Consider the following 12,143-nt stretch of genomic DNA (forward strand, 5'->3'; position numbering starts at 1 on the left):
TGATTCATGCGGTTTATGTTATGTTATAACAAAATATGGGTATCTAAGCGGCTGATAGCCTTGTTGTTAGTGGGCTGTACTTTTATTTATAGCCACTTTGCTGCGGCTCACCCTCACAGTTTTATTGACATGGATACCACCTTTGTCAGTGAAAAACAGACGCTGGTGGGAATGAAAATGGTCTGGACGATGGATGAAATAACTTCCGCAGATCTGCTTTATGATGCAGAAAATGCCAAAAGTGACTCTGAAATCTGGAAGAAACTGGCCGCTGAAGTGATGGTCAATGTGCTGGGCCAGCACTATTTCACGGATATCTATCGCGACGGTAAGCCGGTGAAATATAAAAATTTACCGACAGAATATCATTTGTCGCGCAAGGGCCATCAGGCGGTTTTGGAATTTGTTTTGCCACTGGCCGAACCGCAACCCTTGGTGGGGAAACCTTTTATTATCTCGACTTACGACCCTACTTATTTTGTGGATATGACTTACGCCGATAATAAGGCGATAAGGTTGTCGGCTGAGATGGAAAAAAGCTGCAAATTAACTTTATTAACCCCAAACCCAAATGCTTCATTACAGGCCTACGCGCTGTCCTTGGATAAAAGTGACTCACCGGGAGAAGATATGGAACTTGGAAAACAATTCGCCCAACGGATAACAGTACAATGTCAGTAGGTCTCACCTCCGCTTCGCGCTCAAGACACTGGGCCATCAATTTATGGCCACTACTGGTATTTTTAGTGCTTCTGGCCGGAGCTGCACAGGTTGCCTGGCTTTATTGGCCGGAACTGTTATTCAAAACGGTGGTTTGGCAAAAAAGCATGCATCAGCAGATGGCCCAGCTACTGCAACAGGTGAAAGCAAATCCGCATCAGGCCGGTTTAGCGCTGATGATGTTCAGCCTGATTTATGGTGTGCTGCATGCCGTGGGGCCAGGACACGGTAAAGTAGTGATCGTGACTTATCTGGCGACACACCCGACACAGCTAAAAAACAGTTTGAAACTGACTTTTGCGGCGTCGATATTACAAGGCGGTGTCGCTATTGTGCTGGTGACAGTGCTGCTGGGCATGTTGCAACTCTCCTCTCGCTATTTGCACCAAAGCAGTTTCTGGCTGGAAAAGGGCAGTTTTCTGCTGGTTATCGTGCTCGGGATTTTGTTGTGTTTCCGGGCAATAAAGCGCCTTTATTGGCAGATAAAGACACTAAAACCGCAGAAAATCAGCATCCAGCGCATTCAGCCGTTGAGCGCGGATCACATTCACAGTGAGAGTTGCGGCTGTGGGCATCGCCATATGCCGAGTGCTCAAGAGCTACAAGCTGGCGATGACTGGCGCACTCGTTTGGCGATTGTGTTAGCCATGGGGATGCGGCCTTGTTCCGGTGCAATTATGGTGCTGCTGTTTGCTAAGGTGATTGGGGTTTATTGGTGGGGGATTTTGTCAGCGATTGCAATGGCAATAGGCACCTCATTGACCATCTCGTTATTGGCATTATTCGTGCATTATGCGCGGCGGTTGGCGGTGCATCTAAGCCGTAAAAGGGCTCCTGCGGCATGGGGATCTATAGCTTGGGCCACATTGGCATTGACCGGCGGTTTAATTTTGTTGTTTGCCGGAGTTCTGCTCTATCTTTCCAGCCAACCGGAAATGATGGGGGGAATAAGGCCATTTGGCCGCTAATTTTAACAATAAAAAAGCCAGTCGGTTAACCCAGACTGGCTTTTTATATGAAACCGTCATTCGTATAGAATTAACGCTTCAATGCATCACTGATTTCGTCGCTCATTGCTTGAACGATAGATTTCACAATGCGTGGGTTACCGGCAACAATGTTACCTGAACTGAAATGGTTATGGCCGCCTGCAAAGTCAGTCACGATACCGCCAGACTCACGAACCAACAGTTCGCCACCGGCGAAATCCCAAGGTTTCAGGCCAATTTCAAAGAAACCATCAACACGGCCAGCGGCAACATAAGCCAAGTCCAGTGCTGCTGAACCGGTGCGACGGAAGTCTGCACACTGCTCAAACAGTTTTCCAACAACACGGATGTATGCCGGAGCATGCTGTTTAGCTTTGAATGGGAAGCCGGTCGCCAGAATCGTGCCGTCTAAATCTTTGGCGTTAGTACCACGCAGACGGTAGCCGTTTAGCTGAGCGCCTTGACCACGCGTCGCGCTAAACAATTCGTTACGCATTGGGTCATAGACCACGGCAACTTCGGTGCGGCCTTTGATGCGAACTGCGATAGAGACTGCGAAATGTGGAAGACGTTTGATGAAGTTGGTAGTGCCATCCAGTGGATCAATAACCCATTGTACATCATCGTCTTCGCCAACTAACTCACCGCACTCTTCACCAATAATGGTGTGTTTTGGATAAGATTTACGGATAACGTCAACAATCAGACTCTCTGAGTCACGGTCTACGTTGGTAACAAAGTCATTACTGCCTTTCTGGCTCGCTTCGACAGCGTCCGGGGTTTCATAATTTTTGGCAATCAGGTTACCGGCCTTACGCGCAGCGCGTATGGCGATAGTCAGCATCGGATGCATGGGTATCTTCCACTAGGATGTTAAAGAACGAGAAACGGGGCGTAGTATAGCAGGGGATCGGATAAATGCCTATGTCTGTGTTAAGATATGCCGATTCCCCGTTATCCTCAGAGTTTGTATGTTACACAATATTCGTATCGTTTTGGTTGAGACCTCACACACCGGTAATATGGGTTCTACAGCCAGGGCCATGAAAACAATGGGATTAACCAATTTATATCTGGTCAATCCTTTAGTAAAACCTGATTCTCAGGCTATTGCGTTATCGGCAGGTGCCAGTGATGTGATTGGCAATGCTACTATCGTCGATACCTTGGATGAGGCACTGGCTGGATGCAATCTGGTGGTTGGCACCAGCGCGCGTTCCCGCACATTGCCTTGGCCGATGCTGGAGCCACGTGAGTGTGGTGTTCGCAGCGCACGCGAAGCTGAACATGCGCCTGTTGCGTTGGTGTTTGGCCGTGAACGAGTTGGCCTGACGAATGATGAGCTACAAAAGTGTCATTATCATGTGGCTATCCCGGCAAACCCGGAATACAGTTCACTGAACCTGGCCATGGCCGTTCAGATTCTGGCGTATGAAGTGCGGGTCGCTTTCCTCGATCGCCAGCAAGCAGCTGCGCCAATAGTCGAAGAAGAGGAAGCCCCATATCCGTTAGTCGATGATTTGGAGCGTTTCTATCTGCATTTGGAGCAGGTTTTGTCTCATACTGGCTTTATTCGTCAGGCCCATCCGGGGCAGATTATGAGCAAATTACGCCGCCTATTTACCCGTGCTCGACCAGAAGCCCAAGAGCTGAATATCTTGCGTGGGATGCTGACATCTATTGAGAAACAAGATAAATACCCACGACGCATCACTGATATCAATGAGCATAACGACAAAAAATAATATTGCATATCAATTGTTTATTATAAAAACCACCCAATATTATTGGAAGTGGAATAGTTAAATAATACTTGAGTTAATTACTAGGTTAAATAGTTGACTAAAACACTCAAGAATGTCAGAATTCTGGCTTGTTTTCACCAACAGGTAATTTTAGCTATGAGACTGACATCCAAAGGCCGTTATGCCGTGACCGCCATGCTTGATGTGGCATTACATTCCCAGGACGGGCCAGTTCCTCTGGCAGATATTTCCGAACGTCAGGGGATCTCATTATCCTACTTGGAACAGCTTTTTTCACGGTTACGCAAAAATGGCTTAGTTGCCAGCGTTCGTGGTCCAGGTGGCGGTTACCTGCTGGGTAAAGACGCGTCAGCAATCGCGGTCGGTGCTGTTATTACCGCCGTTGACGAATCTGTCGATGCAACCCGTTGTCAGGGTAAAGAAGGTTGTCAGGGCGGCGATCGTTGCCTGACTCACACCTTGTGGCGTGATTTGAGCGAGCGCATCAGCAGCTTCCTCAACAGCATCACATTGGCAGAACTAGTGAATAACCAAGATATTCTTGAGGTTGCGGATCGTCAAAATAACGATACGCGCCGTACGGCCAATGGCCGAACGCAAGAGACGATTAACGTCAATCTGCGCGCATAAGCAGAATCTGCGGAATTTTACGTTTTGGAAGTGATGTACGGAGCATAAGAGCAATGACCGAATCAAAAATAAAGACACCGATCTATCTGGATTATGCAGCAACGACCCCGGTAGATCCTCGTGTCGCTGAAAAAATGATGCAGTACCTGACTCTGGACGGTATTTTCGGTAACCCCGCCTCTCGTTCCCACAAGTTTGGCTGGCAAGCAGAAGAAGCTGTTGATATTGCACGTAATGATATTGCTGCATTGGTAGGTGCGGACCCTCGCGAGATAGTCTTCACCTCCGGTGCAACTGAGTCCGATAACCTCGCAATTAAAGGTGCGGCCAACTTCTACCAGAAGAAAGGCAAGCACATCATCACCTGTAAGACTGAACATAAAGCTGTGCTGGATACTTGCCGTCAATTGGAGCGTGAAGGCTTCGACGTCACTTATCTGGCACCGCAGTCTAACGGTATTATCGACCTGAAACAGCTCGAAGCGGCTATGCGTGAAGACACCATTTTGGTTTCTATCATGCATGTGAATAATGAAATCGGTGTGGTGCAAGATATCGCGACTATTGGCGAAATGTGCCGTAGTCGTGGGATCATTTTCCACGTTGATGCTACGCAAAGCGTCGGTAAATTACCTATTGATCTGAGCAAACTGAAAGTCGACTTAATGTCTTTCTCTGCCCATAAAGTTTATGGTCCGATGGGCATTGGCGCACTGTTTGTTCGCCGTAAACCACGTATTCGCATTGAAGCGCAACAGCACGGTGGTGGTCATGAACGCGGTATGCGTTCCGGCACCTTACCTGTTCATCAGATAGCAGGTATGGGGGAAGCTTACCGTATCGCTAAAGAAGAGATGGAAAGCGAAGCTGCGCGTCTGCGTTCACTGCGTCTGCGTTTGTGGAATGGCCTTAAAGATATTGAAGAAGTTTACCTGAATGGCGATTTGGAGAATGGCGCACCCGGCATTCTGAACGTTAGCTTCAACTATGTTGAGGGCGAATCGCTTATCATGGCACTGAAAGATTTGGCTGTTTCGTCAGGTTCAGCCTGTACCTCCGCGAGTCTGGAACCTTCTTACGTGTTGCGTGCGTTGGGGATGAACGATGAACTGGCTCACAGTTCAATCCGTTTTTCTCTGGGGCGTTTCACCACTGAAGAAGAGATCGACTACGCCATTGCGCTGGTACGTAAATCCATTGGCCGTCTGCGTGACTTGTCTCCGTTGTGGGATATGTTCAAACAGGGCGTGGATATCAGCAGCATTGAATGGTCTCACCATTAATTCCAGACTTTAAGACTCAGGAGTAATCACATGGCTTACAGCGAAAAAGTAATCGATCACTACGAAAACCCACGCAACGTTGGGTCTTTCGATAACGCAGACCCTACCATTGGTAGTGGCATGGTTGGCGCACCAGCTTGTGGTGATGTCATGAAATTGCAGATTAAAGTTAACGAAGCTGGCATTATTGAAGATGCGCGTTTTAAAACTTACGGCTGCGGTTCTGCCATTGCTTCCAGTTCTCTGGTAACTGAATGGATGAAAGGCAAGTCTCTCGATCAGGCTGAAGCGATCAAAAATACTCAGATCGCGGAAGAACTGGAGTTACCGCCAGTCAAAATTCACTGCTCAATTCTGGCAGAAGATGCCATTAAAGCAGCTATCGCCGACTACAAAAGCAAACATACTGCCAAGTAGTTGTAATATAGGTTATTAACAACTGGCTCATTTTCTCCGGAAATTTCAAGATGCTGCACACTAATACATTTGCAGTTTGAAAAATAATGAGGATTGAGCTGGTTCCCAGAGTTGAGGAAGGTGTATGTCGATATCAATCAGCGACAGTGCTGCACAACGGGTCAGCGCCTTTTTAAATCACCGTGGTAAGGGTCTGGGTCTGCGCTTAGGTGTGCGGACATCGGGCTGCTCCGGTATGGCATATGTCTTGGAATTTGTTGATGAAATGAACGATGACGATATCGTTTTTGAAGACAAAGGCGTGAAAGTGATCATCGACGGCAAAAGCATGGTTTATCTTGACGGCACCGAACTGGATTTCGTCAAAGAAGGTCTGAACGAAGGCTTTAAATTCAATAATCCGAACGTCTCCGGTGAGTGCGGATGTGGTGAAAGCTTTAACGTTTGACCCCTGTTTTTGTTCCTACCTCAGGCATTTGATACCTTATATACCCAAAGTCATTGGAGTTGTAGGCAGCCAGCAAACACATCCCGATGAGCTTCGAGTAGGCCAACTACAAGTAAGCGATTCGGGTCAGTGAGCGCAGCGAGCACCTTTGCAGCTTAAGGACGAAAGGGATAACTCCAGAGCATGCTATGGATTACTTCACATTATTCGGGCTGCCAGCTCAGTATCTGATTGACGGCAACCAGCTCACTACCCGCTATCAAGAATTGCAACGCCAATTCCACCCTGACCGTTTTGCCAATCAGCCAGAACGCGAGCGCTTGGCCTCGTTGCAACAAGCTGCGACCATCAATGATGCCTATCAAACCCTCAAGCACCCGTTAAAACGGGCTGAGTATATGCTATCTTTGCAGGGTTTTGATTTAAGCAATGAACAACATACTATGCACGATACTGCGTTTCTGATGGAGCAATTGGAGTTGCGCGAAGAGCTTGATGCTATCGAACGTAAGCCCGATGCTGAAACACAACTCGCTGAATTTAATCGCCGCTTGGCGCTCATGACTCAAACGCGCAGCCAACTGATGGTTGAGCAACTGAATCAACAACAATGGGAACAAGCAGCGGATACGGTACGAAAATTACGTTTTCTGGATAAGTTACAACAGCAGGTTGAACAGTTAGAAGAACGCCTGTTTGATGACTTTTCGTGAGAGTTTAATAGGGCAATAAAAATTGTATCTTTTTGATAAAAATAAATAAAATTCAATTTATTAATGATGCAATGCCCGACTATTTCTTATTAGAGCGTGTCGCTAAAGTTTTATAGATTGATGGAAGCTCAATATGGCCTTATTACAAATTAGTGAGCCTGGTTTAACGGCTGCGCCGCATCAACGTCGGTTGGCTGCGGGGATAGATTTAGGCACCACCAACTCCTTGGTAGCTACAGTGCGCAGCGGTAAAGCGCAAACGCTAGCAGATGAGCAGTTGCGGGATCTTTTGCCCTCAGTCGTTCATTATCAAAAAGATGGAATTGATGTCGGCTGGAATGCGCGCCACTTAGCCGCATTGGATCCGGTCAATACAATCAGTTCAGTCAAACGCATGATGGGCCGCTCTCTAGCAGACATCACGCAGCGCTATCCTAATCTGCCTTACCAATTCCAGCCGAGTGAAAATGGTTTGCCGATGATCCAGACGGCGAGTGGATTGGTTAATCCGGTGCAAGTCTCTGCGGATATTCTTAAAGCATTGGCGCAACGGGCTCGATCCGCTCTGGAAGGGGAATTGGATGGCGTGGTGATTACTGTCCCCGCTTACTTCGATGATGCTCAACGCCAGGGGACTAAAGATGCAGCCCGTTTAGCCGGATTGCACGTATTGCGTTTGCTTAATGAGCCGACCGCAGCCGCCATCGCCTATGGCCTGGACTCAGGTCAAGAAGGGGTGATTGCTGTTTACGACCTGGGCGGCGGGACATTTGATATTTCTATTTTGCGCTTAAGTCGTGGTGTATTTGAAGTCTTGGCTACGGGCGGCGACTCCGCGCTGGGTGGCGATGATTTTGACCACTTATTAGCAGATTGGCTACGTGAGCAAGCGGGTATTGATTCCCGCGATGATCATGGTGTTCAGCGGCAACTACTTGATGCGGCAATCGCGGCCAAAATTGCATTGAGTGATGCTGAGGTTGCGGATGTCTCTGTTGCTGGTTGGCAAGGGCAGGTTACTCGTGAGCAGTTTGAATCTCTGATAGCATCATTAGTTAAACGCACATTAATGGCTTGTCGCCGTGCATTAAAAGATGCTGGCGTCACAGCTGATGAAGTGCTTGAAGTCGTGATGGTTGGCGGTTCAACCCGTGTGCCTTTAGTGCGCGAGCAAGTTGGACAATTCTTTGGCCGCACGCCACTGACTTCGATTGACCCAGATAAAGTGGTCGCCATTGGTGCGGCTATCCAGGCAGATATTCTGGTGGGGAATAAACCCGACAGTGACATGCTTTTGCTTGATGTTATCCCGCTGTCATTGGGGCTGGAAACTATGGGGGGGTTAGTGGAGAAAGTGATTCCCCGCAATACCACCATTCCAGTGGCCCGCGCACAAGAGTTCACTACGTTTAAAGATGGTCAGAGCGCGATGACTATCCACGTGCTGCAAGGTGAACGCGAATTGGTTCAAGATTGCCGTTCACTCGCCCGTTTTGCCTTACGTGGTTTACCGCCGTTGCCAGCAGGAGGCGCGCATATTCGTGTGACTTTCCAAGTGGATGCGGACGGGCTATTGAGTGTTACCGCAATGGAGAAATCCACTGGCGTTGAGGCGTCGATTCAGGTGAAGCCTTCCTATGGGCTATCCGATGATGAAATTGCCAATATGATTAAAGATTCAATGGCTAATGCGCAAAGTGATATTGGCGCGCGCAAGCTGGCGGAGCAACAAGTCGAAGCTTCCCGTGTGCTGGAAAGTTTACAAGGCGCACTGGCAGAAGACGCCGCATTACTCAATGAGCAAGAAAGTACTGCTATCGCTCAGGCGGTAGCGGCATTACAGCAGCAGATGCAGGGCGCTGACCCACATGCAATCGAAGCTGCGATAAAAGCGTTAGATGCACAAACGCAAGATTTTGCCGCGCGCCGGATGGATGCATCCATTCGTCGTGCTTTGGCTGGCCATTCTGTGGATGAGGTTTAATCATGCCTAAAATAGTATTTCTGCCCCATAAAGACCTTTGCCCGGATGGCGCAGTACTGGAAGCAACCCAAGGTGAGACCATATTGGATGTCGCCTTGCGTAATGGAATTGATATCGAGCACGCTTGTGAAAAATCCTGCGCGTGTACCACCTGCCACTGTATTGTGCGGGAAGGGTTTGATTCTCTGCCAGAAAGCAGTGAGCTGGAAGATGATATGTTGGATAAAGCTTGGGGGCTGGAGCCGGAAAGCCGCTTGAGCTGTCAGGCCCGAGTGACGGACGAAGATCTGGTGGTTGAGATCCCGCGTTATACCATTAACCATGCGCGGGAGCACTGATATGGGCTTAACCTGGCAAGATACTCGCGAAATTGGCGAAGCCCTGTACGACCAGTTCCCGGATACTGATCCGAAAACCGTGCGTTTTACCGACATGCATCAGTGGATTTGTGATCTGGAAGATTTTGATGATGATCCGCAGGGATCGAATGAAAAAGTGCTAGAAGCTATCTTATTGGTCTGGTTAGATGAATTTGAGTAAGCAGATAAGGGTCGCGTAAGCGGCCTTTTTTCTTTCTGTTACTTTTTATCCGCTACTTTATATCTAACCGACGGTACTTTTTAGCGTAAAGTGTTTGATAGAAAAGTTTGATTGTTCGATAGAAAATTTTGATCCGCCGTGGCTAACACAGGGCCACGTATAAGCAGCTGAATAACAGCAAAAAATAATAATGAAGAGGTAGTTCATGACAACAGAAATGATGCAAGTAACCCTATCCGATAAGCCCGCTGATGCCCGTTGGGGCGACAAAGCAATACTCAGCACGAATGCTGAGGGGATAACCATTCACCTGACAGGTAATGGTAAATTAGGTGCTATTCAACGCGCTGCCCGCAAAATAGATGGGCAAGGTATTAAACATGTAAAACTGGCCGGAGAGGGCTGGGGTCTGGAGCCAAGCTGGGCATTCTGGCAAGGTTTCCGTGGGCCAAAAGGCCAGCGCAGCGTGGAGTGGGCAGAACTGCCAGTGGACGAAAAAACCGAGCTGGAACAACGGCTAAAGATTATTGACTGGGTGCGCGATACCATCAATACACCGGCAGAAGACTTAGGGCCAGAACAGCTGGCAAAAAACGCGATTGATTTGCTGTGCTCGGTATCATGCGACGCCGTCAGCTATCGCATTACCAAAGGCGAAGACCTGCGTGAGCAAGGCTATGCCGGGATTTACACTGTCGGCCGTGGGTCTGATCGTGCGCCAGTCTTGTTAGCGCTGGATTACAACCCAACAGGTAACCCGGATGCGCCAGTTATGGCATGTTTGGTCGGCAAAGGAATTACTTTTGATTCAGGTGGTTATAGCCTGAAACAGAGCGCTTTTATGGATTCGATGAAATCCGATATGGGCGGTGCTGCAACAGTAACGGGTGCATTGGCATTAGCGGCAGCCCGTGGGTTAAAAGAGCGTGTGAAACTTTATTTGTGTTGCGCCGACAATATGGTTAGCGGTAATGCCTTCAAACTGGGTGATATTATCCGTTACCGCAATGGCAAGACTGTTGAAATCATGAATACCGATGCAGAAGGGCGCTTGGTATTGGCTGATGGTCTGATTGATGCCTCTGAGCAGAAGAACGCACCGCTGATTATTGACGCGGCGACGTTAACGGGGGCAGCGAAAACCGCCTTGGGCAATGATTACCACGCGTTATTTAGCTTTGATGATGAACTGGCGCAAGAGTTGCTGAGCAGCGCAAAAGTTGAGCATGAACCGTTCTGGCGCTTGCCGCTGGCCGAATTCCATCGCAGCCAGTTGCCTTCTAATTTTGCTGAGTTGAATAATGTCGCGGGCGCGGCTTACAGCGCCGGGGCCAGCACCGCGGCGGCATTTTTGTCGCACTTTGTGAAAAACTATCAGCAAGGTTGGCTGCACATTGACTGTTCTGCTACTTACCGTAAAAGCGCCGTTGAGCAATGGTCTGCTGGCGCTACTGGTTTAGGTGTTCGCACTATTGCTAACCTGCTGTTATCGAAAGCAAAATAGTCATTGAGTGAGTGAGGGGCTAGCGCACCTACGGGCATTCCGGCGGCTTATGTCGCCACGACCCGAGCGGCATGCTTCCCCTCTTCAATCAGTATTGTTAGAGGCTTGTGGGGCGCTTTTAGCGTCCCTTTGTTTGATTGTTTTCTGGAGTAGATCATGAGTTTGCCGCAGTCCCCTGATGATAATCACGATCACCATCCCCATGATGAAGACCAAAATCTGGAGTCTTTGCTCAAACTGGCGGCGACGGAGTCAATTCATCGCACCGCCTTTTTTCGTGCGCTGTTAGATGCCACGGTTTTAGTGCTGGTGGAGGATTCAGATCAGAGTGGTGAGGATGGTGAAATGACATTCACGGCAGGCAATGGTGTGAATATTCTGCACTGGGAAAAGCAGGATGGTGAATCAGTCATTCCATTCTTTACCTCGGTCGAGGTGCTACAGCAAGCGCTAGATATCGCTGAAGATCAACAGGTTGACAGTGAAAAACAGCCATTCATTGCTATGCCAGTGCGGGTGTTATTTGAAATGACACAGGGTGCGCATCTGTTTTTGAATCCGAAATCAGAGCACGGTAAAGAGTTTTGGCCGCAAGAAGTGGCGATGCTACTGGAGAACGGCGGTTTAGCTCAACCGGCTGAAATGGTGGTGGATAAAGAGAGCCAAATTCTGTTAGGGCAGCCGGAAGAGTACCCTTCGGCGATGGTCGATGCATTGATCCAACTGTTCAGCCAGCGTAAGGCGGTGCGACGGGCTTTCTTGGCGCTGATGCACGATAAGGCGGCAGATGAGAAACCTAATTTATTGGTGGGGCTGGAAGTTGATGGTTCCATTGATGAAATTGATCAGTTGATTCAAGAGGCTGGCAATGTGGCCAGTGACCATGCACCGGATGATGGCCCGGTAGACTTTTGCGTGGTGAATGAGAAAGAGCGGGGAGTCAGCCACTATCTGATGACTCATACCCAAGCTTTTTATCAGCGCAGGTGGGGCAGTTGGCTTAGAAATATCATTCCTTCGACTAATCATTAATGAGAATGGGAGCCGATATGGCTCCCTTTTTATGGCGCACAGTTATCATTGGTACGCTGAAACTCACCCAGAGGTATTGTTTGTGCTGCAATGATGCCACTTGATACTAGCGCTGAG

At 48.6% G+C, this 12,143-nt stretch carries 14 protein-coding genes; 13 read left to right on the forward strand and 1 reads right to left on the reverse strand.

The genetic code is table 11. From position 1 onward, the window contains the following. The first annotated feature begins 15 nt into the window (after nucleotides 1–15). Both F0T03_RS05640 and F0T03_RS05645 read left to right on the forward strand, forming a co-directional pair. Nucleotides 16–681: a DUF1007 family protein gene (locus F0T03_RS05640; protein ID WP_425511053.1), complete on the forward strand. Its 666-nt coding sequence runs from the start codon at nucleotides 16–18 to the stop codon at nucleotides 679–681. Beyond that, on the forward strand, nucleotides 672–1,688 hold the full coding sequence (locus tag F0T03_RS05645; RefSeq protein ID WP_159677415.1) for a nickel/cobalt transporter: 1,017 nt from the start codon (nucleotides 672–674) through the stop codon (nucleotides 1,686–1,688). Before F0T03_RS05640 ends, F0T03_RS05645 begins: the two co-directional genes overlap by 10 nt. A 70-nt stretch (nucleotides 1,689–1,758) precedes the next feature. Here F0T03_RS05645 and suhB read toward each other — a convergent pair whose 3' ends face one another. Further along, entirely contained in the window at nucleotides 1,759–2,562 is an 804-nt protein-coding gene (gene suhB / locus F0T03_RS05650; RefSeq protein ID WP_159677416.1) for an inositol-1-monophosphatase, read from the reverse strand. Nucleotides 2,563–2,680: 118 nt separating this feature from the next. On the opposite strand from suhB, the gene trmJ reads away from it, so the two are divergent. From trmJ to sseB, 11 genes are all read left to right on the forward strand, one after another. Then, nucleotides 2,681–3,454 (forward strand): tRNA (cytosine(32)/uridine(32)-2'-O)-methyltransferase TrmJ, encoded by a 774-nt coding sequence (gene trmJ / locus F0T03_RS05655; protein ID WP_159677417.1) that lies wholly within the window; start codon nucleotides 2,681–2,683, stop codon nucleotides 3,452–3,454. A 156-nt stretch (nucleotides 3,455–3,610) separates the two neighbouring features. Beyond that, nucleotides 3,611–4,105, forward strand: coding sequence for a Fe-S cluster assembly transcriptional regulator IscR (iscR, locus tag F0T03_RS05660; protein ID WP_159677418.1), 495 nt, complete (start codon nucleotides 3,611–3,613; stop codon nucleotides 4,103–4,105). A 68-nt stretch (nucleotides 4,106–4,173) separates the two neighbouring features. Beyond that, complete coding sequence (locus F0T03_RS05665) at nucleotides 4,174–5,388, forward strand: IscS subfamily cysteine desulfurase (RefSeq protein WP_145554567.1); 1,215 nt, start codon at nucleotides 4,174–4,176, stop codon at nucleotides 5,386–5,388. A gap of 30 nt (nucleotides 5,389–5,418) precedes the next feature. Beyond that, on the forward strand, nucleotides 5,419–5,805 hold the full coding sequence (iscU, locus tag F0T03_RS05670; protein ID WP_005159510.1) for a Fe-S cluster assembly scaffold IscU: 387 nt from the start codon (nucleotides 5,419–5,421) through the stop codon (nucleotides 5,803–5,805). A 124-nt stretch (nucleotides 5,806–5,929) separates the two neighbouring features. Then, the gene (gene iscA, locus F0T03_RS05675; RefSeq protein WP_004713942.1) at nucleotides 5,930–6,253 is read left to right on the forward strand and encodes an iron-sulfur cluster assembly protein IscA; all 324 of its coding nucleotides are present in this window, start codon (nucleotides 5,930–5,932) and stop codon (nucleotides 6,251–6,253) included. 188 nt (nucleotides 6,254–6,441) lie between these two features. Then, nucleotides 6,442–6,966 carry a co-chaperone HscB gene (hscB, locus tag F0T03_RS05680; RefSeq protein WP_159677419.1) on the forward strand — a complete coding sequence of 175 codons (525 nt, stop codon included), beginning with the start codon at nucleotides 6,442–6,444 and terminating at the stop codon, nucleotides 6,964–6,966. A gap of 133 nt (nucleotides 6,967–7,099) precedes the next feature. Beyond that, complete coding sequence (gene hscA, locus F0T03_RS05685; protein WP_145554549.1) at nucleotides 7,100–8,950, forward strand: Fe-S protein assembly chaperone HscA; 1,851 nt, start codon at nucleotides 7,100–7,102, stop codon at nucleotides 8,948–8,950. Between the two features lie 2 nt (nucleotides 8,951–8,952). Next, a complete protein-coding gene (gene fdx / locus F0T03_RS05690; RefSeq protein WP_004707904.1) occupies nucleotides 8,953–9,288 on the forward strand; it encodes an ISC system 2Fe-2S type ferredoxin in 336 nt (111 codons plus the stop codon). A 1-nt stretch (nucleotide 9,289) separates the two neighbouring features. Then, the gene (iscX, locus tag F0T03_RS05695; RefSeq protein WP_145554548.1) at nucleotides 9,290–9,490 is read left to right on the forward strand and encodes a Fe-S cluster assembly protein IscX; all 201 of its coding nucleotides are present in this window, start codon (nucleotides 9,290–9,292) and stop codon (nucleotides 9,488–9,490) included. A gap of 205 nt (nucleotides 9,491–9,695) precedes the next feature. Next, nucleotides 9,696–10,994 carry an aminopeptidase PepB gene (gene pepB, locus F0T03_RS05700; protein ID WP_159677420.1) on the forward strand — a complete coding sequence of 433 codons (1,299 nt, stop codon included), beginning with the start codon at nucleotides 9,696–9,698 and terminating at the stop codon, nucleotides 10,992–10,994. Between the two features lie 156 nt (nucleotides 10,995–11,150). Then, entirely contained in the window at nucleotides 11,151–12,026 is an 876-nt protein-coding gene (gene sseB, locus F0T03_RS05705; protein WP_162526885.1) for an enhanced serine sensitivity protein SseB, read from the forward strand. Nucleotides 12,027–12,143 lie beyond the last annotated feature (117 nt).

It is taken from the genome of Yersinia canariae (genome assembly GCF_009831415.1).
Taxonomy (GTDB): domain Bacteria; phylum Pseudomonadota; class Gammaproteobacteria; order Enterobacterales; family Enterobacteriaceae; genus Yersinia; species Yersinia canariae.

What these genes read in the sequence shown, in the direction of transcription:
- pepB (WP_159677420.1), top strand. Translation starts at nt 9,696, where the DNA reads ATGACAACAGAAATGATGCAAGTAACCCTATCCGATAAGCCCGCTGAT.
- fdx (WP_004707904.1), top strand. Translation starts at nt 8,953, where the DNA reads ATGCCTAAAATAGTATTTCTGCCCCATAAAGACCTTTGCCCGGATGGC.
- iscA (WP_004713942.1), top strand. Translation starts at nt 5,930, where the DNA reads ATGTCGATATCAATCAGCGACAGTGCTGCACAACGGGTCAGCGCCTTT.
- iscX (WP_145554548.1), top strand. Translation starts at nt 9,290, where the DNA reads ATGGGCTTAACCTGGCAAGATACTCGCGAAATTGGCGAAGCCCTGTAC.
- hscA (WP_145554549.1), top strand. Translation starts at nt 7,100, where the DNA reads ATGGCCTTATTACAAATTAGTGAGCCTGGTTTAACGGCTGCGCCGCAT.
- trmJ (WP_159677417.1), top strand. Translation starts at nt 2,681, where the DNA reads ATGTTACACAATATTCGTATCGTTTTGGTTGAGACCTCACACACCGGT.
- suhB (WP_159677416.1), bottom strand. Translation starts at nt 2,562, where the DNA reads ATGCATCCGATGCTGACTATCGCCATACGCGCTGCGCGTAAGGCCGGT.
- F0T03_RS05640 (WP_425511053.1), top strand. Translation starts at nt 16, where the DNA reads ATGTTATGTTATAACAAAATATGGGTATCTAAGCGGCTGATAGCCTTG.
- F0T03_RS05645 (WP_159677415.1), top strand. Translation starts at nt 672, where the DNA reads ATGTCAGTAGGTCTCACCTCCGCTTCGCGCTCAAGACACTGGGCCATC.
- iscR (WP_159677418.1), top strand. Translation starts at nt 3,611, where the DNA reads ATGAGACTGACATCCAAAGGCCGTTATGCCGTGACCGCCATGCTTGAT.
- iscU (WP_005159510.1), top strand. Translation starts at nt 5,419, where the DNA reads ATGGCTTACAGCGAAAAAGTAATCGATCACTACGAAAACCCACGCAAC.
- hscB (WP_159677419.1), top strand. Translation starts at nt 6,442, where the DNA reads ATGGATTACTTCACATTATTCGGGCTGCCAGCTCAGTATCTGATTGAC.
- sseB (WP_162526885.1), top strand. Translation starts at nt 11,151, where the DNA reads ATGAGTTTGCCGCAGTCCCCTGATGATAATCACGATCACCATCCCCAT.